At 53.7% G+C, this 25217-nt stretch carries 18 protein-coding genes and 1 other annotated feature; of the genes, 14 read left to right on the top strand and 4 right to left on the bottom strand.

Annotated features, from left to right (window positions below; genetic code table 11):
- Positions 1-90: 90 nt before the first annotated feature.
- From C7820_RS09270 to C7820_RS09220, 11 genes are all read left to right on the top strand, one after another.
- Positions 91-1050, top strand: coding sequence for an ABC transporter permease (locus tag C7820_RS09270; RefSeq protein WP_116230709.1), 960 nt, complete (start codon positions 91-93; stop codon positions 1048-1050).
- A gap of 19 nt (positions 1051-1069) precedes the next feature.
- Positions 1070-1933 (top strand): carbohydrate ABC transporter permease, encoded by an 864-nt coding sequence (locus tag C7820_RS09265; RefSeq protein ID WP_116230708.1) that lies wholly within the window; start codon positions 1070-1072, stop codon positions 1931-1933.
- A 222-nt stretch (positions 1934-2155) separates the two neighbouring features.
- On the top strand, positions 2156-3736 hold the full coding sequence (locus tag C7820_RS09260) for an extracellular solute-binding protein (RefSeq protein WP_116230707.1): 1581 nt from the start codon (positions 2156-2158) through the stop codon (positions 3734-3736).
- A gap of 75 nt (positions 3737-3811) precedes the next feature.
- The gene (locus tag C7820_RS09255) at positions 3812-4837 is read left to right on the top strand and encodes a response regulator transcription factor (RefSeq protein ID WP_116230706.1); all 1026 of its coding nucleotides are present in this window, start codon (positions 3812-3814) and stop codon (positions 4835-4837) included.
- 29 nt (positions 4838-4866) lie between these two features.
- On the top strand, positions 4867-6708 hold the full coding sequence (locus tag C7820_RS09250) for a cache domain-containing sensor histidine kinase (protein ID WP_244169159.1): 1842 nt from the start codon (positions 4867-4869) through the stop codon (positions 6706-6708).
- Positions 6709-6917: 209 nt separating this feature from the next.
- Positions 6918-8480, top strand: coding sequence for an extracellular solute-binding protein (locus C7820_RS09245; RefSeq protein ID WP_116230705.1), 1563 nt, complete (start codon positions 6918-6920; stop codon positions 8478-8480).
- A gap of 57 nt (positions 8481-8537) precedes the next feature.
- Positions 8538-10922 (top strand): glycosyl hydrolase family 95 catalytic domain-containing protein, encoded by a 2385-nt coding sequence (locus C7820_RS09240; RefSeq protein WP_116230704.1) that lies wholly within the window; start codon positions 8538-8540, stop codon positions 10920-10922.
- A gap of 22 nt (positions 10923-10944) precedes the next feature.
- On the top strand, positions 10945-12165 hold the full coding sequence (locus C7820_RS09235; protein ID WP_116230703.1) for a glucuronate isomerase: 1221 nt from the start codon (positions 10945-10947) through the stop codon (positions 12163-12165).
- Positions 12166-12235: 70 nt separating this feature from the next.
- Entirely contained in the window at positions 12236-13267 is a 1032-nt protein-coding gene (locus C7820_RS09230; RefSeq protein WP_258875174.1) for a glycoside hydrolase family protein, read from the top strand.
- Positions 13268-13304: 37 nt separating this feature from the next.
- The gene (locus C7820_RS09225) at positions 13305-14480 is read left to right on the top strand and encodes a glycoside hydrolase family 88 protein (RefSeq protein ID WP_116230702.1); all 1176 of its coding nucleotides are present in this window, start codon (positions 13305-13307) and stop codon (positions 14478-14480) included.
- Positions 14481-14529: 49 nt separating this feature from the next.
- Positions 14530-16362, top strand: a complete 1833-nt coding sequence (locus C7820_RS09220; RefSeq protein WP_116230701.1) for an alpha-L-fucosidase — start codon at positions 14530-14532, stop codon at positions 16360-16362.
- A 159-nt stretch (positions 16363-16521) separates the two neighbouring features.
- Here C7820_RS09220 and C7820_RS09215 read toward each other — a convergent pair whose 3' ends face one another.
- The 4 genes from C7820_RS09215 to C7820_RS09200 form a co-directional block, all read right to left on the bottom strand.
- Positions 16522-17628: a GerAB/ArcD/ProY family transporter gene (locus tag C7820_RS09215; RefSeq protein WP_116230700.1), complete on the bottom strand. Its 1107-nt coding sequence runs from the start codon at positions 17626-17628 to the stop codon at positions 16522-16524.
- An 18-nt stretch (positions 17629-17646) separates the two neighbouring features.
- Complete coding sequence (locus C7820_RS09210; RefSeq protein WP_258875173.1) at positions 17647-18849, bottom strand: Ger(x)C family spore germination protein; 1203 nt, start codon at positions 18847-18849, stop codon at positions 17647-17649.
- 57 nt (positions 18850-18906) lie between these two features.
- Positions 18907-20514, bottom strand: a complete 1608-nt coding sequence (locus C7820_RS09205) for a spore germination protein (RefSeq protein WP_116230698.1) — start codon at positions 20512-20514, stop codon at positions 18907-18909.
- Positions 20515-20690: 176 nt separating this feature from the next.
- Complete coding sequence (locus C7820_RS09200; protein WP_116230697.1) at positions 20691-21830, bottom strand: NADH-dependent flavin oxidoreductase; 1140 nt, start codon at positions 21828-21830, stop codon at positions 20691-20693.
- A 225-nt stretch (positions 21831-22055) separates the two neighbouring features.
- On the opposite strand from C7820_RS09200, the gene C7820_RS09195 reads away from it, so the two are divergent.
- The 3 genes from C7820_RS09195 (at position 22056) to asd (ending at position 25185) form a co-directional block, all read left to right on the top strand.
- Complete coding sequence (locus tag C7820_RS09195; protein ID WP_116230696.1) at positions 22056-22541, top strand: RrF2 family transcriptional regulator; 486 nt, start codon at positions 22056-22058, stop codon at positions 22539-22541.
- Between the two features lie 56 nt (positions 22542-22597).
- Entirely contained in the window at positions 22598-23515 is a 918-nt protein-coding gene (locus C7820_RS09190) for an NAD(P)/FAD-dependent oxidoreductase (protein WP_116230695.1), read from the top strand.
- Positions 23516-23634: 119 nt separating this feature from the next.
- Positions 23635-23902 (top strand) — a binding site (T-box leader).
- A 197-nt stretch (positions 23903-24099) separates the two neighbouring features.
- On the top strand, positions 24100-25185 hold the full coding sequence (gene asd, locus C7820_RS09185; protein WP_076166265.1) for an aspartate-semialdehyde dehydrogenase: 1086 nt from the start codon (positions 24100-24102) through the stop codon (positions 25183-25185).
- The last annotated feature ends 32 nt before the right edge of the window (positions 25186-25217 follow it).

Raw genomic sequence — 25217 nt, 5'->3', positions numbered from 1 at the left:
CAAGTGAAGCGACAAATCCCCATTCCGAGGGTCCGGACAAAAAGATTAACATTAGCGATGAAGCGATCTATACAAAAAGGAGCGATATTTATGCCAGAACAAGCGCCAGCTGCCATCTCAGCCTCCAGTCCGGCCTTGCCCGTACCAAAAAGGCGGATGAGCAATCTGCGCAAATACAAGGCGCTGTACCTGATCTCACTGCCTGGAATCATTTATTTTATCGTGTTTAAATACCTGCCCCTGCTGGGGTCCGTCATGGCGTTTCAAAACTACAACATCTTCAAGGGCTTTACAGGCAGTCCATGGGTCGGACTCGACCAGTTCCGCAGGATGTTCACTTACCCGGAATTTCTGCGGATTCTTGAAAATACGGTTCTGATCGGATTTTATGATCTGATCTTTGCCTTTCCGGTTCCGATTATCTTTGCGCTGCTCCTGAACGAATTGAGGAAAGTCGTGTACAAGCGGATTCTCCAAACGGTCGTCTATCTGCCTCACTTCCTCTCCTGGGTCATTATCGGAGGGATCATGATCGGCATATTATCGCCGACGACAGGAATCGTGAATCAGGTATTGAATGCATTCGGACTCAAATCGATTTACTTTCTGGGCGAGGATTCGTATATCCGGAGCATCCTGGTCGGAACGGGGATCTGGAAAGACAGCGGCTGGGGCACGATTGTGTATTTGGCCGCACTAGCCAGCGTCAATCCTGAGCTGTATGAAGCCGCCCGCATCGACGGTGCCAGCCGCTGGAGACAAACCCTGTCGATCACGATCCCGGCCATCCTGCCGACCATCACCATTATGTTCCTGCTCCATATCGGAAACTTCCTTGATTTCGGTTTCGAACGTGTATTCGTCTTTGTCAATTCGCTGAATGAAAGCAAGGGCGACATCCTCGACACCTACATTTACCGGGTCGGCCTCATTGATCAGCAGTACAGCTACACGACGGCGATCGGCCTCTTCAAATCGGTGGTCGGACTGGTGCTTGTCATGATCGGGAATACGCTGAGCAAGCGGGCTTCGGGCGAAGGACTATACTAGAAAGGAGAAGGATGGCACAATGAAAAATAAAGGCAGCTTATTCGACGGATTTAATTATATTTTCTTGACGCTGGTCGGATGCTTGATGGTGTTCCCTCTTCTCCATGTGCTCGCCAAATCGTTCAGCAGCAGCCAGGCGATCAATGCGGGCAAGGTCAAGCTGATCCCGGTCGATTGGACGCTGACAAACTACCATGTCATTTTGGGAGACAGCTCCATCTGGCGAGCGTTTATGGTAAGCGTATTCATCACGGTCGTCGGGACGCTGATCAACTTGATCCTGACCGCATCACTGGCGTATCCGTTGTCCAGACCCGAGTATTCGTTCCGCAAAGTCGTGCTGATTTTTATACTGATTACGATGATCTTTCAGGCGCCGCTGATCCCTAACTATATGGTGATCAAAAACCTGCATCTGATCGACTCGTTATGGGCCTTGATCATTCCGTCGGCCATCAGCGCATACAACCTGTTCATCATGCGCTCCTTCTTCGTCGCCCTTCCGTCGGAGCTGATCGACAGCGCCCGGATTGACGGGGCGGGAGAGCTGCGCACGATGTGGAGCGTCATTCTTCCGCTGTCCAAACCGGCCATGGCAACCATGGGGCTGTTCTATGCGGTATCCCACTGGAATTCGTATTCATCGGCGCTGTATTTTATCAACAACCGGGCGCTTTACCCGCTGCAGCTTCGCCTCCGGGAAATCGTTCTGAGCAATGACCTCGGTCAGGCAGGCAACCTGCTTGAAAATGTGAACCAGATCTCTCCGGCTGGCGTGCAAATGGCGGTCATCGTCGTTTCCGTCGTACCGATCATTATCGTGTACCCGTTCCTGCAGAAGTACTTTATCAAAGGGATGCTGATCGGGTCGATCAAGGCCTGATATTATCTTTTTACAGCTAGAAAAGTATACGTTTTCATAGAAGTGAAATGTGATAAGATATTAAACATCAGTGTCATGCTATTTGCTCGGCGAGCGCTCAAGTATAGGTTGGCAGGCAAGAGTTTGGACCGGTGAGTGAATTTGGTTTTGCGTGCAGCTCAAAAACAGGAGAGCGAAGCGGAGTCAAACAGGAGTCAAATGGATGCAGGGAGGAGAGACGGCATGAAAAGAGCAGCTTATTTCATTCTGGCAGCGGCCGTTATTCTCCTGTTCTGTTATCTGACTGGAAGCGCGGACCGATTAGCCTCACCTTCGCCGCAGCTGGCTCAGGAAGGTGTGAAACAATCCTCTCCTCAGCCGACGGCCTTCAGCTTGGCGATATCCAACGGTGCCAGCCCTTATGCGGTGAATATGGCGGATCCGTCCGCGGACCGCTGGGTCAAACAATTGGAAGCGCTGACAAATACAAAGCTGTCCATCTCTTTGATCTCGCTGAAAGATTTCGACCGGCGCATGCCGGTTATTCTTGCAGGCGATACCTATCCGGATGTCGTGCAGATGATTGGCGGGGCAAGCTCGGCCGCCATGGCGGGATCGGTCCAAGCGGGACTGTTCCTTCCGCTTGACGATTTGATCCAGACCTATGCTCCGAACTTGTGGAAAGCGGTGCCGCCGGAAGCCTGGAAGGAAACGAGCTTCGAGGGGCATATTTATGGAATTCCGGCTTGGCTCGGCAACCCGTCGCGCCGGGCAACGTATATCCGATCGGACCTGCTGGCGCAAACGGGTCTGCCCGTACCGAGAACCGTCGACGAATTTCTGGACGTGCTCCGCGCCTTCAAGAAGCTGGGAGTCGAAATTCCCTATGAGATGCGGGAGAATTTCAAGTATGCGGACGTCATTTTCGGCGCGTACGACGTGCTGGGTTACCAGTTTGAAGTCCGAAACGGTGAGGTGGTTCCGAAATTTTTGGATGCAGAGCATATGATGAAGGCGCTGCAGGTATACCGGACGATGCTGATGGAGGGACTCATCCCGGAGGATTTTGCAACAGTCTCGTCAACTGAATATACCCATGACATCGAAGCTGGCCGAGTGGGAAGCTGGACGGCGAACGCAGCCGGATTGCTGGACTTCCGCACCAAGCTCAGGGCCTCGGTTCCCGGGGCCCAAATCGATATCATCCCCTCACCGGAAGGACCGGAAGGGACGAAAGGCTACGGCTTGTACAGCTCCGTCATCAATTCGTTCTACATTAATAAGCATGTGTCCAAGGAAAAATTGATCGGCATTCTCCAATTTTTTGATTGGATGGTTTCGGACGAAGCTCAGCGTTTTTTCTCGTTCGGGATCGAGGGCGACACGTATACGGAAGACCATGGGACGATTGCGTATCATTTTCCGAAGACAAGGGAGGAGCAGGACGAGGAGACCTTCCGCGAACTGCTGTGGCTGACGCACGATCTGACGATCAACCGGGCCAGAACGGAACTGGTGCCGGGCGGGAAGGATCTGCTCCATGCTTTGGACGTGACGCTGCCGAAGGAAGGGCTGGGAAGCATCGTCTTTGTTCCCGAGCTGGAGTCCTTCAGCGCCTACCCCGATCTTGCTTCGGAGCGGCCGAACCAGGCGCCGCCCGTGATTGTTGACCATATGGTCAAAATGATTTACGGCAAGGAACCGATCTCGGATTGGCCGAAGGTCGTCCGGGAATACCGGGAACGAGGCGGAAATGCGATTATTCAGGAAGCGACTTCGAGGTACCGGGCCAAGCAGGGGGTGCTGATCCAGCACAACCGATAAGATGCGACACTTCTTTCTCTTTTCGATAATGCAGCTGCGCTTTTTCTATCCGCTCAAGGAAGGGGTTTGATACAAGTGCGAGTTTTGATTGTGGAAGATGAGCCTGTCATTCAAAAAGGATTGGTTAAGATGGTTCAGCGTTATCCGGCTTCCTTCTCCGCGATTTATACCGCCGATGACGGGGAGACCGCTTTCGAGACGATCCGGAATCTGGAACCGCACCTGGTGCTGACGGATTTGCGGATGAAGCGGATGGACGGACTTGAGCTGTGCGAACGGATACACCGGGAATTCAGCCATGTCCAGGTTGTCGTCATATCCGGTTATAATGACTTTCAGTATGCACAGCGGGCTATGGCGTACGGGGTCAAGCGCTATTTGTTGAAGCCGGTGACCCAGCAGGATGTACACGATACGCTGAAGGAGCTGATATCAGGGATGACCGGCAGCATTATTCCTGTGCAAAAATATGTGGAGTGGGCGCATCAGCTCGAGCAGAGCATCTGGCTGCTGCAGCGGGACGAAACGATTCGCCTCATCGAAGAGGGCGAACGGTCGGGCTTGTTCGATGGGCTGAATGTGATCAACATGGAAGCGGTGCTGAGCGACTGCCTTGGCATGATCATAGAACGGCTGGAGAGCCGCGGCTGGAAGCCGCGTTCCGGATGCCGGGGAACACAAGGCGCGTCGAATACGAAGAAGGAAGTCATGATCGCTTTTACCGCCAGTATGGACCGGATTCTCGAAGAGCTTCAGCTGACACGGAAAGGCAATTTCAAGGATCCGATTGAAGAGGCCAAAGCCTTTATCGACCAGCATCTGTCGGAGGACATCACACTGGAGGAAGTGGCCAAGCGGGTGGGGCTCGCCAGGACCTATTTCAGCGCTCTTTTCAAGAAAATGACAGGGGAGACCTTTGTGCATTACCGGATCAAAAAACGGATGGAAGAAGCGCGCAGGCTGCTTGCCGTACCGACCCTGACGATCACCGATATCGCGGTCAAGGTGGGGTACGAGGATTATCCCCATTTCACGAAGACCTTTAAAAATTTCGTCGGCGTATCCCCGTCGGAGTACCGGTCTTCTTTTGGCATTGAATGATGAGAGTATCCCTGAGGCTGAAGCTGCTTTTGTATTTTACCATCGTGATTCTTCTTTCCCTGTCTGCGGTTGGCATCGCTTTCTACAGCATTTCAGCCAAGCAGCTGCAAAAAAGCGCAAAGAGCCAAATGGTCCAGATCGTGGACAATGCCGTACACCATACCAATCTGTATTTGTCGTCTTATCAGCGGTCGATGGTGGCGCTGCTGACCGACCTCAGGGTCAAACGGTACATCGATCTGCCGGCTGATCGGGAGGAGTACGAAAATTACCGCTACATGACCGATATCCGGGATGCGATCGTGGATCCGGTGTGGATCCGCAATCCCGAGATCGAAGCACTGTATATCATCGGTTACTCCGGGAATGCGCTCTATTATTATAACGGCGGATCGGAACCATCCTTTAAGCCGGAAGATACCGCCAAACAGATCCGATATTTTAAGGAGAACACGGATGAAAGCGGCCGGTTGACCATTATGAATTACAGCATTTTGGGCGAAAAGACCCCAATGATGACGCTAATCCGCCGTATCCGCGGACTTCGTTCCACGGACATGAAAGGTTTTGTGGGGATCGAGGTCAAGGCGGAGGAGCTGTCCACCCTGTGGAAGGGGATCGATCTGGGGAAGGACAGCTATTTTTTCATTGTGGACGGCGAAGGCAGGATACAATATCACAACGATCAGACCAAGGTAGGATCGATCGTTCCGGCCAGCCTGGGCAAACAAATCAGCGAGGCCGGCACCGAGATGTTCCGCAGTTCAGCGGAGGGAATGGACCGGGTATACATCAGCCGCAAAGCCGAATACTCCGGGTGGAATCTGGTGGTGTCCATTCCGTACAGCCAGCTGCAAAAACCGCTTAACACGATACGCAGCTCCATTATCGTCGTTGCGGTCATTACGTTCCTGACGGCGTTGTTCCTGGCGAGCCGGTTCGGCAAGTCGATTACTACCCCGATCCGGACGCTGATGAAGGGGATGAGCCAGACGGAAAAGGGAAACTGGAAGTTCATTCCGCTTCCGAAGCACCGGGACGAAATTACCGAGCTGATGATCCGCTACAACCTGATGGTGAACCGCTTATCGGAGATGGTCGATACGGTGTACCGTGCGGAGCTGAGGAACAAGGAAATGCAGGCCGAACGGCAGAAGGCCGAGTTCCAGTCGCTCCAGCTGCAGATCAACCCGCATTTTCTGTACAATACACTGGAAACGGTCGTATGTTACGCGGTTATTCAGGAGTCGGACGAAATTACGGAGATCGTCGGGGCTCTGTCTTATATGCTGCACTATTCGGTACGGACCAATCTGGAAGAGATCACGGTAGCGAATGAGCTCAAACACGTCATGTACTTCATGGTCATTATCAATCACCGGATCGGCCGGACGTTCGAGATTGATGTGCGGGTAAGGCCGGAGCTGCTTCTGCGGAAGATGGTCCGGCTCACGCTTCAGCCGCTGGTGGAAAATGTGTTCCAGCATGCTTTCAGGCAAGGGGTGGAGGATCATCATACGATCATCATTGATGCCGGCGAAGAGGGAGATTCCTTCTGGGTCAGCGTGCAGGACAACGGCTGCGGCATGGCCCCAGAGCGGCTTGAGGAGCTTCGCGCCAAGCTGAGCGAGAACCGGCTTGCCGACGAGGAGGACCGGGGCAGCGCGGGCGGGATCGGCGTACCCAATGTGCACCGGCGGATTCAGCTGGTGTTCGGCGAGGACTACGGCGTAACTGTGGAAAGCAGCCCCGAGTGGGGAACCCGGATGATCATGCGGATGCCGATTTCAGGCGTCAAAGAACTGAGCAGCCCAGCGGGGCAAGAGGCAGTCGCGCCTATTCTGACCCTGCCCATGGCGGGCAGCGGCTAGGCGCAAACAAAGGAGAACGTTAAGCAAATCCTGTATTCCGGAGCATGGAATACGGGATTTTTTTATGTTCAGACAGCCGTAAAAAACCGCAAAAAAACACATCACGACAATAATCCGCCCCATGGGAGCTTCCCTGGTTAAGCCTTATGATGGGGACAGCAGCAAAGAGAATACCTTTTGCACTTTGCATGAAGAGAGGGGATTATAAGATGAAAAAATGGGTCAGTCTGATCCTCGCGGCGTCGCTTGTCACGGGTCTGACCGCAGGCTGTGGAAACAAAAGCGCCTCGAGCGGCAGTGACGATGCGGCCGACGCATCGAAACCGGTGAAATTCAGCATTTCTTTAACCACAAGTGGAAACGCTTACGCGGAAGGCTCCAAGGACATCAACAACGAGAAATGGGTCAAGGAGGTCGAGAAGAGAGCCAACGTGGATTTGGACATCAGGCTGATTCCCCTGAAAGACTTCGATGCGAAAATGGCCGTCATGTTCGCCGGCGGCGATATTCCGGACGTCGTGCAAAACGTCGGCGGGGCAACAGATAAGTCTATGGCCGGTTCGGTTCAGGCCGGCGTGTTTATGCCGCTGGACGACTTGCTGAAAGAGTATGCTCCGAACCTGATGAAAGCCGTTCCGAAGGAAGCGTGGGACGAGGTGAGCTACAAGGGGAAAATCTACGGCGTGCCGACCTGGCTCAGCAACCCTTCCCGCCGCGCCACTTACATCCGGACCGACCTGCTGGAAAAAACGGGCCTGCCGGCGCCCCAAACGATGGACGATTTCCTGAATGTCCTGCGTGCGTTTAAAAAACTTGGCGTGAGTGCGCCGTATCAGATGAGGGAGAATTTTAAATACGCGGACATCGTATTTGGTGCGTATGACGCCCTGGGCTATCAGTTTACTGAAATGAACGGCCAGGTCGTACCAAAGTTTTTTAACGCTGAAAATATGGAAAAGGCGCTGACCGTCTATAAAACGATGTATGACGAAGGCCTGATCCAGAAAGATTTCGCGACGATCCAGGCGCCTCAATACAGCGAAAATATCGAAGCTGGCAATGCCGGCATGTGGACAGCCAATGCCGCCAGCCTTCTCGATTTCCGTACGAAGATCGGTGCGGCGGTTCCCGGCGCCAAGGTCGATATCATCCCGTCACCGATAGGGGACAACGGACAGAAGGGTTATGGATTGTACAGCTCGGTTAACACTTCGCTCTATATCAACAGCAAGGTCAGCAAAGAGAAAGCAGCCCGGATTATCCAAATGTTCGAGTGGATGCAGACGCCGGAAGCGAAAAACTTCTACAGCTTTGGCATCGAGGGCGAGGATTACACGGTTAAAGACGGAAAAATCGATTACAAGCTGCCGGAAGGCAAAGCCGCTCAGGACGAAGCCGGATTCCGCTCGCTGCTTCGCTGGGTCGGTGACGGAACGATCAACCGTGAACGGACCGAATTGCTCCCAGGCGGACAAGACGTGCTGAAGGCACTCGATGATACACTGGCCAAAGAAGGTGTGGGCGGAATCGGATTTGTGCCGGACCTGGAGTCCTTCAGCCAGTTCCCTGACTTGGCTTCCAAACGTCCGGATCAGGCGCCGAAGCTCATCATCGACCACATGGTCAAAATGATCTACGGCAAAGAGCCGATCAGCGATTTTCCTAAAGTCATCGAGGAGTATAAGCAAAAGGGCGGCGATGAGATCGTCAAAGAAGCCACGGAGCGTTACAACAACAAAGACGGAATTATCGATCAGCAAAGCCGCAAATAGGTTGATTTCAGGGAAGCCTTTCACGCGAAGGGCTTCCTCCTGTTAGGAGGGGAATATATGGGGAGGAAGACCGGAGACGGACGGAATAAGCTGAAGCTTCTGACCCCTTCATCCTGGTGGGAAGCCAAGTGGAGGGAGGCGCTGCCGGCAGGCAACGGAATCACCGGAGCAGCCGTGTATGGCGGAGTCCATTTGGAGACGGTCATGCTGACGCACGGCGGCTTATGGTGGCAGAGCCGCACGCCGGATCTGCCCGACGTGAGCGGCCGCCTTGGAGAGATGCGCCGGTTGATGATGGAGGGGAAGGAGGCGTTTGCCGAAAATATATTGGTCGACGGTTTGAAGGAGCAAGGCTACGATCCGGTCATGGCCGTTCCGCTGCCGCTTGGCGACCTGAACTTGAGTATGGACGTGAGTGAAGGCTTTAAAGACTACTGCCGGGAGCTGGACATGGAAACCGGTGAAGTAACGGTTCGCTGGCAGGACGGGCATACGCGTTATGAGCGGGCGTTGTTCGTATCCCGGGCGGACGATTTGATCGTCTATGAGCTGCGATCGTCAGGGCCAGGCCCGATATCGGCGAAGATCGCCCTTGACCTGCATCATCGCGGGGATGTCAGGCGTCCCCCTGGCAGACCTGACGCTCCATTACCGACAGGAAGCGAATCAGGGTCCGACGATGAGTTCATATGGTATGCCGCATGCCATGACGACGGCAGCGATTTCGGTGCCGTCGCCCGGGTGGTCACGATCGATGGCAGGATAAGCAGCACAGGCAGCGAGTCCGTTCTTGAAGGCGCCACGCAGGCACTGATCCTGGTTAAACTGTTCGTTCATGAACCGCGTCAAGCGGCCTGGAAACGATTGAAACACGAGCTTGCCGCAGAACATCGGTCTTACACCGAGCTGCTGCAGCCGCACATTGAGGAGCATGAACGCTTGTTTCAGCGGATGGCGCTGAATCTGGATGCTCCCGGACGAGAGGCCACGAACGAAGAGCTGCTGCTGCAAGCATACCGCGGCGAAGCCCCGCTGGCCATGCTGGAGAAGATGTGGGCCTATGGGCGTTATCTTCTGATTTCAAGCTCTCGCGAAGGCGGGGATCCCTGCCATTTATACGGCTTATGGTGCGGGGAATACCGCGGCTTCTGGGCGTTCCATATGGTCAACGAGAACCTGCAGATGATATATTGGCAGGCGCTCACGGGACATATGCCCGAGCTGCTGCTGCCCGTATTCGATTACGTGGAGCGGCAGATGGACGATTATCGCCGCAACGCGCGCTGTATCTACGGCTGCAGGGGGATCTGGATCCCCGCACCGACCGCGCCGGACTCCGGCCTGCTGAAGACGATCGCGCCCCACATTATCCACTGGACCGGGGCGGCAGGCTGGATCGCGCAGCACTATTATGATTATTACCTGTACACGGGCGACAGGGAATTTTTAAGAAACCGGGCCCTGCCGTTCCTGCGGGAGGCGGCTTTGTTCTATGAAGATTTCCTGATTACCGGGGACGATGGTCTGTACATCAGCTGCCCATCCAATTCGCCGGAGAACCGGCCGGGTAACGGCGCGGGTGGGCCAAAGGGAACGGCGATGAATGCGACGATGGATTTTGCCATCGCCAAGGAAGTGCTGACCCGGCTGGTTGAGGGTGCCGCTCAGGAAGGTTTGTATGCTGAGGAAGTCGCGGGCTGGAAAGACATGATTGCCAAAATCCCGGCGTATCAGGTCAATGCAGACGGCGCAGTCCGCGAATGGATGCATCCTGCCTATGAGGATCAATACCATCACCGGCACCAGTCTCACCTCTATCCGGTATTTCCGGGCAAAGAGGTAACGCGGGAGACCGATCCCGGTTTGTTTGCAGCCTTCGAGACCGCGTTAAGAAAGAGGCTGGTCGTTGGATTAAAGGAGCAGACGGGATGGTCACTTGCCCATATGTCCAATTTGTACGCCCGCATGGGCGAAGCGGATAAGGCGCTGGAGTGCTTGGATCTGCTGGCAAGATCAGCCGTGATCAATAATTTCTTCACGCTTCACAACGACTGGCGCGGCATGGGCATCGGCTTGGATATGGAGTGGGCTCCGTTTCAGATTGATGCGAATATGGGCATGACGGCTGCGCTTCAGGAAATGCTGCTGTATTCCGATCCCAACATGATCCGAATCCTCCCAGCCCTGCCGAAGCGATTCCTCTCTGGAAGCGCCGCTGGAATGCTGGCATGCGGTGGCTACGAGGTAGACATCGCCTGGGACAGGAAGGATGGCATGCTTGATGTTCGGCTCCAATCTTTGAGGGCTGGAGGCTCCGTTACCCTCGTGCTCCCCGATGCTTGCAGCGGCTTCAGGGACGGGGGCAGACTGCCTGAGAATAGGCAAATCCACATCTTGCTTGAACAGGGTGAATCCCTAACCTTGCAGTTGACGTTCAGCTAATGAGAGGGGAGAGACAAGGATCATGAGTATATCTTCATTATTAGAAGAAATTATGCGTCTGCCTGTGATCGATACGCATACGCATTTGATAGGCGATAAGCTGTGCGCGGCCGACTTTTGGGAGATCGCCGATTATTTCTGGTTGAACCAAGAGCTGCAGACGGCGGGATATCCGAAGGATGCGGCACAGCTGCCGGTTCCGGAGCGGGTGGAAGCCTTCGTCAGAGCTTACAAGGCTACCCGTAATACGATGATGAACCGTGCTTTTACGGCGATCATGAGGGATTTATACGGAATCACCATCCATGACGCGGCGTCTGTGCTTCAGGCGGACGAAGCTGTACGCGCGCAGAGAAGTGCTACAGGCTGGGCTCAAAGCGTGGCTGACCGGCTGCATGCGAAGCGGTTTGTTGTGAACCGCCCTGAACATGCCATATTTGACGGTATGCGGGAGGATGCCCTGCTGCTGCCCCGGATCGACGGGTGGCTGCCGGAGCTTGCCGCCGGCATCGTCTCCTCCGCAGCCCATGAACGCCAGGACCGTTTCGCGCAGGCAAAAGCGTTCATTTCCGAGCAATTGAAGTCCTATCATGAGATGGGCTGTCCGGGGATCATGACGACGCTCCCCCATTATGAGGCTGCGGCGCATGAGGATTATAAGCTTGAAACCGCGGGGCGGACCGATGAGGTCATGATGCTGCTTCTCCATGAAATTTGCTCCGGCCTGCAAGAGCGGGGCATGTTCCTTCAGCTGTTCCTCGGCGTGGAACGAAGATGGGGGAGCAGTTCGGCCGCCCCTGTGAACGATCCGCTCCGGATCGTAAAACTGTATGGCTTGTTTGAGCGTTACAATATCCCGTTTGAGCTGGTGGTTGCATCGGAACTGAACAATTTGGACGTCGTACAGGCGGCCTGGAATTTTGCCAATGTTCATGTAGGCGGCATGTGGTGGTATAACTTCCGTGCCAGCACATACACGCAGAGCATGCAGTACCGGCTCGAGGCGTTATCCCCGCTCAAAAGCTCGCTGATCGTCTCGGATGCGCGCTGCATCGAATGGACGTACGGCAAACTGCTGATCGTGAAGCAGCTGCTGGCCCGTTTTCTGGATGAACAGATCAAGGATGAATGGCTGAGCCGCGAGGATGCGCTGGCACTAGCCGCGGAATGGCTGCATGGCAGCGCGGCGAAACGGTACGGGTTGGCGGAGTCGACGGTCTCATCGTGTAACCGGGATCACTGAATCGTGAATGACGCGTACCATTTGGCAAAGACAGATGGTTGAGAAACTTAATGATGAACGGAGGGAGAACGTGACATTTTCACTGTTTGACCGGATGCTGCCTGCCCCCATGGAAGGGGGCTTTCGGATGGAAGGCTGGTGGGTATGGTGCGGGTCGGTCGTTCGCGGAGAGGACGGACGCTTTCATATGTTTGCGTCCCGGTGGCCGAAGTGGATGCCGATGCACCCGGGCTGGCTGCTCCGTTCGGAAATCGTCCGAGCCTCGTCCGATACCCCGGAAGGACCCTATACCTACGAAGAAACCGTGTTCCCAGCGCGGGGAGCGGAGTATTGGGACGGAAGGAGCACCCATAACCCGCACATCATCCGGTATGGAGACAAATATTTGCTGTATTACATGGGATCGACGCATCCTTTCCCTGAGCCGCGGCCAGGAGAGACGGTGGAGGCAGACGACTGCCGCGTCATTGCGGCAAGGGCGAACAAGCGTGTCGGCTTGGCCGTCGCCGACAGCATCTATGGGCCGTGGAAACGTCTCGATACGCCGATTCTGCCGACGAGGCCGGGCAAGTTCGACAGCTTCCTGACCTCGAATCCGGCGCCATGTATCCGGGAGGATGGCTCCGTGCTGCTGGTTTATAAAGCCCGGCGGTATGAGGGCACAACCCATGGGCAAATGACGCTGGGCGCAGCAGAGGCAGCAGGATATGAAGGACCTTATCGTGTAATCCAGGATGCGCCGCTGTTTCCGCCGGAACGGTTTCATATCGAAGACCCGTTCATTTGGCGTACAGCGGAAGGGTATGCCATGATCGCGAAAGACATGGATGGGAAGCTGTGCGGAGAGAAGCACGGCGGCATTCTGGCACTTTCTCCGGATGGCAGGGACTGGAGGCTCGCGGACCAGCCCAAATCCTATTCCCGGCGCGTCCGATGGGAGGACGGATCGGAGCGTTGGATGGGCAGCTTCGAACGGCCTTTCCTGCTGTTTCAGGAAGGACAGCCGACGCATCTGTTCGCCGCTGTTGCGGACGGACCGGGGGGCTTCCGGCAAGCCGAACATACCTGGAACATGGTGATTCCGCTGCGGACTTCGCCTTGAATTTAGAATAGAACAAACAATTACAGGAGGAGATCATATGGGAGAGACCGTTTCGAAGCAAAAGGGCAGCGAAGGGAGCTCGGCGCTTATTTCGGAATCCGTTCAGCAGTGGGCGGAGGGGGCCTGGCAGCAAATCGTAAACAAAGTGGAGCGGACCAGTCAGCGGATTGGAGTCAGTTTTCCGCATGCATCCGTTAACGGGGTCTATGACAACATGCGCCCGTCCTGGTGGACAGCCGGCTTCTGGCCGGGGATCTTGTGGCATATTGCCGAAGACGGGCACCATCCGGGGCTGCAGGGGATTGCCGAGCTGATCGAGGAGAAGCTGGACGAACCGCTGTATTCGCTCGCTGTGCATCATGATGCCGGCTTTATATGGACGCTTTCGTCCGTGGCCGACAACCGGATTACCGGCAGCGAGCGATCCAAACATCGCGGGCTGATGGCGGCCGCCCAGCTGGCAAGCCGATTTAATGTAAAAGGCAGCTTCATCCGCGCCTGGCATGACCTGGAGCAGGTGAACCGGGCAGGCTGGTCCATCATCGACACGGTGATGAATCTGCCGCTGCTGTATTGGGCTTCTGAAGTAACGGAGGATCCCCGGTTCCGCCATATCGCCGCGGCGCATGCGGATACGGTGCTGGCGCATTTTCTGCGTCCGGACGGATCCAGTTATCATATCCTCGAATTTGATCCCGAGTCGGGTGATCGAATCGGTGCCATGTCCGGTCAGGGGTATGCCGAAGAATCCGCCTGGTCCCGAGGCAGCGCCTGGACCATCTACGGACTCACCCTGTCTTATATTTACACGGGAGAAGAACGCTTTTTGACCGGCGCCAAGCGGGCCGCTCATTTTTTTCTGGCGAATCTGCCGGAGGACCATGTGCCGCACTGGGATTTCCGGGCGCCTGAAGAAGGGGGCAAGCCGCGGGATACTTCGGCCGGGGCCTGCGCGGCATGCGGGCTGATCGAGATGTCCCGACTGGTACCCGAGGCGGAAGCGCGGCTGTATCTCCGTTCTGCGGAACGCATCGTGCGCTCCTTGCATGAGCATTACGGGACATGGGATATGCCGGGGGAAGAAGGCCTGATCCTGTCCGGCACATCCAATCTGCCGGGTGGTGTGCATATCGATACGCCGCTGATTTACGGCGATTATTTCTTTGTTGAGGCGGTATCCAAGCTGCGCGGCTCGGCGCTGAGATTGTGGTAATGTGTATCAGCGCTGAGGCAGTAATTCAGCGCGAAAGGAGATATGACGAATGAAACGACAGGCCGAACAACAGGCCCAACAGACAGCAGCAGGGTCCGCGCCCGAGAACCTGCTCGATGATCCTTTTCATATAGAGACAGTCCCTGAAGGCCCTCAGTCTGAAGTGCAAAATCACCGGATGGAATGGTGGAGGGAAGCCCGGCTGGGCCTGTTCATCCATTGGGGACCCTATGCACTGCCAGCAGGCGAGTGGAAAGGGGAGGAGATCCAAGCTTCCTACAGTGAGCACATCATGCTGCGCGCAAAGATTCCGGCCGCCGAATATGAAGAGATGGCCGCAGGCTGGAATCCTTTTTCTTTCGACGCGCTGAAGTGGGTGCGTACCGCTAAAAGGGCCGGCTTGAAATATATCATTTTCACGGCCAAGCATCATGACGGATTCGCCATGTATGATTCGCATGTGTCCAATTACTCCATCGTCCAGCATGCGGCCTTTCGAAGAGATCCGCTCCGGGAGCTGGCGGAAGCATGCGAGCAGGAAGAAATCGTACTGGGTATTTACTACTCGCACGCCATGGACTGGCATGATCCCGATTCCCAGGGGAACACCTGGGACTACCCCGGCAATATCGGTGCTTATGACGACGTGGAGAGCTGGGTGCACGATCCGGATAAGCGAAGCCGCTTCGAGCGCTATCTGAATCATAAATCGATACCTCAGGTTCGCGAGCTGCTGACGGATTACGGGAAGGTCGGCCTGATGTGGTTCGACTGCGGCGGCAAGCTTACCCGCGAGCAGGGGGAGCAGTTTTTGGACACTGTATACTCGCTGCAGCCGGACTGCCTGGTGAACAGCCGGGTGTGGAAGGCTCCACTAGGGGATTACTCCAATACGTCCGACAATCAGCTGACCACGCGGACTTTGCGCCAGGATTGGGAGAACATCATCACGCTAAACGATTCATGGGGGTACAAAAAATCGGATCACAACTGGAAATCTCCCGCATCCATCATCCGGCAGATGATCGATGTCGTCAGCAAAAACGGCAATTTGGTCATCAATATCGGACCGACAGAGACGGGAGAGTGGGATCCGGTATCCGAATCGATTTTGCTGGAAATCGGCGGTTGGTTAGATACATACGGAGACAGCATTTACGGGGCGGGAGCATCCCCGACAGCAAGGCCGTCCTGGGGCAGGTGCACCGTTAAAGGAAACACGCTGTATCTGCATGTCTTCGACCGGCCAACGGAACGGAAGCTGGTCGTTCCCGGCCTGAAGACGGACGTTCTGCGGACCTATATGCTGGAAGACGGCAGGGAACTGAAATTGACCCGGTTATCGGAACAGGATTTGGAGATTGAACTGCCTGAATCGGTGCTATCCGAAGTGAACGAATTTTCCAAACCACAAGTCATCGCCGTCCTTTGTACCGGTCCGGTCGATGGCAATCCGGTGGGACTATTGGACTCACGGGAAGGCAGCATCCTTGAATTAGGCGTATTCGATGCCGAAATATCCGGAGCCGGACTGAAGTATGATACCGGGAAAAAGGGCCGTGACAACCTCCTGGATTGGACAGACGAAAGTGCCGAGGCGGTCTGGTCTGTCCGGACCTTGGGGGCCGCAGATTTCGACGTGCGCATCGAATATGGCAGCGGTGACGCCGAGGGTGGAGGAGGCGGGACCTACCTGGTGACCACCGGAGACCAGTCACTGCGCGCTCAGGTGCAGCCGACCGGCGGACCGTATGACTTTCGTGAGTTTTACGTGGGGAAGCTGCGTTTTCCGGAAGCAGGGGAGTATTTGATCCGTCTTCAGGCGGAAAGAATTACGGGCCAATATTTAATGCAGCCTAGATGCTTGAAGCTGCATCGTTAACCCGAACCGGATTGTGTTGAATTACGGAAAAGGAACCATTGCCTCTGCAAGCAGAAGACGGCGGTTCCTTTTTTCTTGACTTGGCTTCCTTATATCGCAAGAGAAACTGCCGCTTTAAGCGGCCTGTCTTCCTAGAATGTACTTCGATTGATGTTTCTCTCAAGATCTTCTCGACAGCTTTCCTTTTCGGGAAAAGAGCCTCTTCATCAGGACAACGGCTGCCAAAGCAAGGGGAATCCAAATTTGGAAAACCGGAAAGTCGTACACCAAATTTCGCGTGAATCCGATCCAGGTATGGTATATAAAATTGGGTGCAGCGAAAGAAATGGTATAAATAAACGCGCCGACGATGACCGTTAATTTTTTATGGCTCATCTTTATCAGGTAGGAAAGGCCGATAACCGCCCCCAAGTAAAAAGCCGTCATTTTCACAAAAATGCCGATATAAATCAGCAAAATAATGACCGGATCGAGCCGTTCGAGAAAATCAGCGATTTCGATCAAGCGGACCGATCTGAGCATGGGGAGGGTGGTAATGCTTAAGATTTCGGGGCTCAATATCGTTAAATTCAACAAGTTGAAGATCAGCAGCAGGATTCCCACGAACAGGTAGGAAAAGATCGACAGCTTGGACAGGTTTTTTTTGTTGTTCAAATGCTTCCAAAACGCCAGAAACACGACGACCTCGCCAAACGGGAAGCTGATGACTTTCGGAATGGCTTCCCTGACCACAGGCATGATACCATGCTCGAGCACTGGCTGAAGCCGCTCCAGATGAATATTTTTAGAGACGATGAACATCAAGAAAATCAGGAAATAACCCAAGATGGTAAAGGGGAGCAGAAATTCGACGACGCGGAAAAAAACTTCCGTTCCCTTGGAAATCGCATAGGCGGACAGCAGAATCATGATCAGCATCAGGACGGACAGCGGCGTTTTGGGAAGAAAGGAAATGTTGATAATGTCCCCAAACTCCCTGGTGTTTCTCATGGACTCATAGGAAAAATAGAAAATATAAGCGATGGTGACGATCGTTCCGAGAATACGACCCAGATGTTGGTTCAGGATTTCGAAGAGATTGCGGTCCTCGTTCCCCTTTTGGATGAAAAGGTAAACCAGGAGCAGCAGCAGTCCGGCCAGCATCGCGACAATGACGACCAGCCAGGCGTCCTGCTTGGCTCCCACGCCCAATTCGTATAACGGGGAAGTTCCGATCAAAAACAGGATCATCATCGCGATCAGCTCGTATATGTCTATTTTTTGCAAGTAGGGGCACTCCTTCCGCTAGAATTTTTGGTCTTTGAGCAAGCTGGAGTACGGCTTGGTAATCATGTTCGTATGCTCAATGTTAATCTTGACCTGCACGCGCAGGCTGATTTCCTCGATAGGACGCTTCGTCTTCATCAGGTTTCTCCAAGTAGAGGGATCTTTACGGTGTATCGCGTTCATAAATCCGGCTAGATCCACGTTCATTTCCTGCAGATGGCTCCAGGTCGCCATGACATCGCCGCCGATTTGTTTGCTTATCGTACGTTCTAAGTCCCGTATGACCTCCGGATTCTTTAAATCCAGATTACAGCCGGATTCGTCGATCGCTCCCGTTGCGGAAATTTTGGCATGGATAATCGATTTCCCATGAATGACCTTCGGATCCAGTTTGGTGGACGATTTCAGCACTCGATAGCTGAGCAGCTGATTTTCTTGGCCTTTTGCACTGCACGGAAACACGACGATCATGCTGCTGACACGGTCGGAAAGCCATGCTACGGAACGGCTATCTTTTTGATCGATCCATCCCACCAGCTTGTCCTTACGGAATACGCCCAGCTCTCCGAGCTTAATGACCGCATCATTTCGCGTCGATTTCAGGGCATCGAGGGAGGACTGCTTGGTCAAATCTCCGGATACCTCAAGCTCGGGCGCCATGGCGCTTTCATCCGGGCTGGCAACCATTCTGGCGAAATCGATGAGCCGCATGTTTTGAGCTTGGGACAGATTTTTCTGGCTTTGATCGATGATCCGCTGGATGGCGTTGCCGGATATTTTTTCCAAAGGGATGAGCACTTCCAGCAAATTGGAGGCTTTGCCTTTGGTTAAGAGGACGGACATGGTCTCCCTGCTCTCGAACGGACGAAGGAAAAAATCAAGAATTTCCCCGACTCCTTCTTTCCGGGCCACATCTTCGCTAAGAATAAGGACGGAGTTATGGGCAAAAAAGAGCTTCCTTGATGTTTCCAGACTGGCATTCTGCATCGCCTCGGCAATGGATCGCCCCTTGGTTGAGAAAATGGTCGTCGGAGACTGGCTGCCCGCACCGCCGCCTCCTGTCTGGGTGGCAATCGATTGCGGAATGACAACCTGGAACGAAATTTCCCATTTCCCGTTGCTCCGGTCGATGGACGTCGCAGAAATGATGCTCAGCGTATTCAATTCTTGGCTGTCCCAGCATCCGCCCGTCAGCAGCGCGACCGACAGTAAGAGAAACATAAGGCCCAGTCTCCGGAGCATCTTTTCCACCTCTTCGTTTGACCTGGATGTTTGCAGCTATTGTTCATCTTTCGATGGCGACGGTTTTTGGATTGATTTTTGGCGTTTGATGTTTTTTTGACTGATTAAAGTAGGTCGTTTGAGCATAGCCCACCAAGGCACGCGCACCAATGCGTCCTTTTGATCGGAAGGAGAAAAGGGCGCAAGCGGAATCAAATACGGGACTCCGAAGGACCGCAGCCCTGACAAATGGATAAGCATCGCCATTAATCCTGCAATGATCCCGAACAATCCCAGCGTAGCCGCCAGCAGCATGAATCCGAAACGAAGCAGGCGAGCTGAATTGGATAAGCTGACTGATGGAGCTACAAAGCCGGCAATGGCGGTAAAAGCCACGATAATAACCATCGCGGCAGATACCAGCCCGGCCTGAACCGCCGCTTGTCCCAGAACGAGCGCGCCGACGATCGAAATCGCGGACCCGATCGCCCTTGGCATCCGCACCCCGGCTTCCCTCAAAACTTCAAACGTGATTTCCATGGCAAGCGCTTCGACAAAGGCTGGAAAGGGGACGCCTTCCCGCTGAGCCGCGAGGCTGATGAGCAGGGTCGTCGGCAGCATCTGCTGATGAAATGTTGTGATCGCGATGTACATCGAGGGCAGGAGCATGGAGAACACAAATGCAATGATCCGCATCAAGCGCAGAAACGTCGCGATATCGAATTTTTGGTAATAATCCTCACTGGATTGAAACAGTTTGAAAATTGTAATGGGGGCAATAAGCACAAAGGGACTCCCATCTACAAGAATGGCTACTTTTCCTTCCAAAATAGCTCCGGCAATCGCGTCAGGACGTTCTGAATTCGTAAGGGTCGGAAAAGGCGTAAAGGTGGCGTCCTGGATAAATTCCTCGATATATCCGCTCTCCAGAACGCTATCGATGTCAATCCGGTCGAGCCTTTGTAAAATTTCCTGCACCACGTTATCACTAGCGATACCATGGATGTACATGACGGCTACGTTCGTTTGGGTTACGCGGCCGATCGTTCGGTCGACGATCCATAGATTCGGATTTTTGATTTTGCGGCGGATTAATGACGTATTGATCCGAAGGTTCTCCGTAAAGCCTTCCCTTGGTCCCCGGATGACGGTTTGGGACTGGGGTTCGTCTACACCGCGCTGCTCCCCACCGGCTGAGGATGCTGATATTCCCTTGGCTGTGCCATCTACCAGAATGACCGTATTGCCGGCAAGAATGGCGTCAAACAGTTTCTTCATGGTATCGATGTCCGTGACTTGGCCAATGGCTAAGAACCGGTGTTTGATCCAACCCAGTACCTGTTTTGGCGGGTCCAGCGAACAATCCGCATCGGCCTGGATTTGCGTCAAAGATTTCAAAATGGAATTGTTGATAATCTGCTCATCGGCCAAACCGTCGGTGTAGATGACGGCGACATGAACAGGTTTTCCCAGGGCCTGGTCCAACCGACGGATTATAATATCGGAACTGTCGCCCGTCATTTCCTTGATCATTTGGACGTTAACATCCAAGTATTTGGAAAGTGGCGTTTCAGGCATATTAAATTCCGTAGACTGCTCGTTTTGGTCATGATTTTGGTTGGAATCACCGCTGGAATCTTGTTTGGATTTGAAAAAAGGCCGCATCCTAATCCTCACCTTGAAATTTATATTCTGCTTCATCGTTGCCTTTTTCGGAGGAACTTAAACTAGGGGCATCGATAGAGGATTGTTCATCAGAAAACGTGCCGGAAAACGCAAAACAGACGGCTGGCGGCCGCCTGTCGCGATTTATAAACAAGCAATAGACTGAGGGGAAATCATTACCTTTCGGCGTCCACAACTTGCGGGTCACTGCGCAGCGGGAACCAGCCGGGAATACTCATCATGAGGCTCCACAGCGGCTCGGGAACCGATAATTCCTGCAGGTCGAGAGGAGAGATGGACGTCCGGATCTGCTGTTCACGGCCTTCCAATACCAACTGTACCCAATCCGGTTCCATAATAAGCTCTCGTCCCAGGGCGATGAGCGGGATGCCGGAGGACAGCGCCTCCAGCGCATCATCTGGCGTGTAAATGCTGCCGACGCCTATAATGGGGATACGCGAGCCGACGCGCTCCTGAAGAATCGCCAATCGTGTCCGGCTGTCCTGAATCCCCCTTCGCGGCACGGAACGGAAGCTGGTCAAGGATACATGAAGGTAATCGATTCCGGTACCCGACAGTGCATCGACGAACGAGAGGGTATCGGCCATCGTAATGCCTGGCGTTCCCGCCTCTTCAGGCGAAAACCGGAAGCCGACCAGGAAAGGTTGTTCAGACTCTTTGCGAACGGTCCGAAGGACCTCGCGAATAATGGCTAAGGCCAGCGTCATTCGATTCTCCAAGCTCCCTCCATAACGGTCTGTGCGGCGGTTCGTCATCGGGGATAAAAATTGATGCAGTAAATTCCCGTTGCCGCCGTGAATTTCCACCCCGTCAAATCCGGCGTTTACCGCTCTTCGGGCTGCTTCTGCATAAGCATGAATGATGCCTTCCATTTCCTGCTCGGTGAGACTGCGCGGGACGGGGGCTCCTTCCCGGTCTTCCGGGATGTTTCCGGCGCTGACGTAATCGCCTGTCTTTGAGCCTTGTCTGCCTGCGTGGAAAATTTGCAGCACGGCCTTGGCTCCGTTCCTCTGGATCGTCGAGGCAAGCCGGCGGAGTCCGGGAATGAGGGCGTCGTTGTCGGCGCCGGGCGCACCAGGCATTCCTCCTTGCTGCAATACATACGTTGCCGCTGTGATGACCATGGAAGCGCCGTGAGAACGCCGTTTGTAGTATTGAATTTCCTGTTCGGAAATGGAGCCGTCCGCATTGGAACTCATATGGGTCATCGGAGACATCACAATCCGGTTTTTTAAAGAAATGTTGGCTGACGGAAAATGAAATGGATCAAAAAGGGGGGAATACGATTTCTTCATTGGGTGACAACTCCTTCGTAACGATTCCTTTATTGAGCTTGTTATGATTATAAGAGGGGAAGCAGCATCCCGTAAGAACGCAAAATCTTTGGATATAATCCAAGTACCTGGACTAACTAACATAAAGTAAGCTTGATTTATCATCATGTTCTGCATATAATGGACATTACAGGTCCATAATAAATGCGCTGTTATGGTTTGCTGCTTGAAAAGGAGGAATCCAGCATGCAATTTTCAAAAAGTACTGCATACGGTTTACACGCCTTGATGCTGCTGGCGAAAACGGAACGGGGCCGCAACGTGGGAATTAAAGAACTGTCCTCATCCCTGGGCGCTTCCGAGAGCTATTTATCCAAAATTATGTCCAAGCTGCGGCAGGATGGGCTTGTTCGCGCAGTTACCGGTGTGAACGGCGGCTATGAGCTTGCCCGGGCCGCCAGTGATATTACTTTTCTGGACGTGGTTCAGGTTCTCGAAGGACGTCAGCACTTGTACGAATGCTTCCACGGGAGCGACCATCCGCTGCCGGCTCTGGAAGCTGCGGGGGACGAACCGGAAACGCCGGAATTTGCTTTCGGCGAAGGATGCCCTGTCAAACAAGTGATGGATGCCGCGGAACTGCAGATGAACCGTTATCTTCAGCAGCATACGATCCAATCGGCACTGAACCAGGCGGGCTCATGTGATGCCCATACAGCAGGCAAGAAGTAATAGACTTCTTGCGCATTTATTATGGATAAAAGGGATCTATAAAGGGAGGAATTAAAATGTCAGAAGTATTGTTGGATGCGGTTATTATCGGAGGCGGGCCAGCCGGCATGAGCGCAGCGCTTGCGCTGGGCAGATCAAGACGTTCCGCGGTGGTCATTGACGAAGGCCGCCCGCGCAATCGGGTAACCCATGAGATGCATAATTTCCTGTCACGGGACGGTATCGCTCCCGCGGAGTTCCGGCGGATCGCCAGAGAACAAATCAGTGAGTACCCTGCAATCAAGTTTGTTCAAGGGAAGACGGAATCCGTGGAAGGAAGCGATGGCGATTTCCGGATCCGCACGGTTGACGGAATGGTTTACCGCAGCAAAAAGCTGTTGTTTGCAACCGGCAAACGAGACCTGCCTCTGGATATTTCCGGGTTGGACGAGGTATACGGCAAAACCGCGTTTGTCTGCCCCTATTGCGACGGCTGGGAACTGCAGGACCAGCAGCTCGTAATGATTGCCAAGGGCGAAGGAGCGATGCATTTATCCAAAGTGCTTATGGGATGGTCTACAGATTTAACGCTATGCACGAACGGTCCGGATGAATTGAATGCTGAGCAGCGCGAAGAGCTGGAGCGCCACGGCATTACTGTTAAGGACTCACCAATTCACAAGATTGAGTCTGAAGAAGGCAACGTAAAGCAGGTACTCCTGGAGAACGGCGAATCCGTTGCCTGCACCGGGATTTTCTTTGCGCCGAAACTGGCCGCGGCCACTGACCTGCCACAGTCGCTGGGCTGCGAAGTGTCGGAATCCGGAAGCATCGTGGCCGATCGGATCGGCAAGACCAATATCCCCGGTGTATTCAGTGCCGGAGATGCCGCTTCTGACATGTATCAAGCCATTGCTGCGGCTTCCATGGGCGCGTTGGCAGGCATGGGCATCAATGCCGAACTGTTGGATGAGGCATGGAAATCGGTTCGCTGAGTCGCAGCCAGCTGATCCATTCTTTTGCCAGGTTTGTGAAATCGGAATTTTTTTGCGAAAAAAGGTTTACGTCAGGCGTAACTTCCGATATTATAAGCGTAATGTAAGAACCGTTAATTTGAAATGCGATGAAGAGAAGAGTAGGTAAAGGAAGCATTTCCCAGAGAGCTCCGTCCGCTGAAAAGGAGCATTGAGTCCTTTATTGAATAAAGCCTCTGAGCAGCACGCCGGAACCCGATGTTCAAGAAGAGGATGGTGTGCCAGGAGCTCCTGTTACAGAGCTAGAGTATATGCATCAGTTGATTGATGCCGTACTCGAAGAGGCTAAAATGGCGACATTTTAGCGAATCTGGGGTGGTACCACGAGTATGATATCTCGTCCCTAAGACGGCAGTCTTGGGGGTGGGATTTTTTATTTTTTCGTCATGATCCTGTAAATATCGCTGCTCACAGGCGGATGGGCACACCAATTCAAACGGTTTGAATAGTGTCTAATAGACGGTTTAACGAGCCACGCCTGTCACCATAGTATTTGTTTAGCAGACAACATCTCATACTCTACTTCGAAAGGATTGGAATCACTCATGTCACAAAAACTTAAAGTCGGTATTGTCGGTGGAACCGGCATGGTTGGCCAGCGTTTCGTACAGCTCTTGGATCAGCATCCCTGGTTCCAGGTGACCGCGATTGCGGCAAGCAGCAGTTCCGCCGGTAAAACCTATGAAGAATCGGTGCAGGGAAGATGGAAACTGGCAACGCCGATTCCCGAGGACGTCAAGCAAATTGTAGTTCAGGACGCTTCGAAGGTCGAAGAGGTTGCGTCGGGAGTTGACTTTGTTTTCTGCGCCGTGGATATGAAGAAGGACGAAATCAAAGCGCTTGAAGAAGCGTATGCCAAGACGGGTACGCCTGTGATATCGAACAACTCCGCACACCGGTGGACGCCTGACGTGCCTATGGTGATTCCGGAAATCAATCCAGGCCACATCGGGGTAATTGAAGCACAAAGACAGCGGCTCGGTACCAAAACCGGGTTTATCGCGGTCAAACCGAACTGCTCGATCCAGAGTTATGTGCCGCAGCTGAACGCGCTGCTTGATTTTAAACCGACTCAGGTGGTTGCGTCGACTTACCAGGCGATCTCCGGCGCAGGCAAAAACTTTACGGACTGGCCGGAAATGCTGGATAACGTCATTCCTTACATCGGCGGTGAGGAAGAGAAAAGCGAACAGGAGCCGCTGCGCATTTGGGGCAGCATCGACAACGGGCAAATCGTTAAGGCGTCCTCTCCGATCATCACGACCCAGTGTATCCGCGTTCCTGTGACAGACGGGCATTTGGCGACCGTGTTCGTTTCTTTTGAGAAAAAGACGTCGAAGGAAGAAATTATTGAGCGCTGGCGCGCGTATCAAGGAAGACCGCAGGAATTGGGCCTTCCAAGCGCACCGAAGCAGTTCATTACGTATTTTGAGGAAGAAAACCGGCCGCAGACGAAGCTGGATCGCGATATTGAACGCGGCATGGGCGTTTCGGCAGGCAGACTGCGTGAGGATTCCATTTATGATTTCAAATTCGTGGGTCTTTCGCATAACACGCTGCGCGGCGCCGCAGGCGGGGCAGTGCTGATTGCCGAACTGCTGAAGGAAGAAGGATATATTCAAGCCAAGTAACAAGTCCAAGGGATCGGATCGAGGTATCCGGT

It is taken from the genome of Paenibacillus sp. VMFN-D1 (assembly GCF_003386155.1).
In the GTDB taxonomy this organism is placed as follows: Bacteria; Bacillota; Bacilli; order Paenibacillales; family Paenibacillaceae; genus Paenibacillus_AQ; species Paenibacillus_AQ favisporus.
The sequence above is the reverse complement of the archived record's forward strand: the minus strand, read 5'-3'. Positions and strand labels throughout refer to the sequence as shown.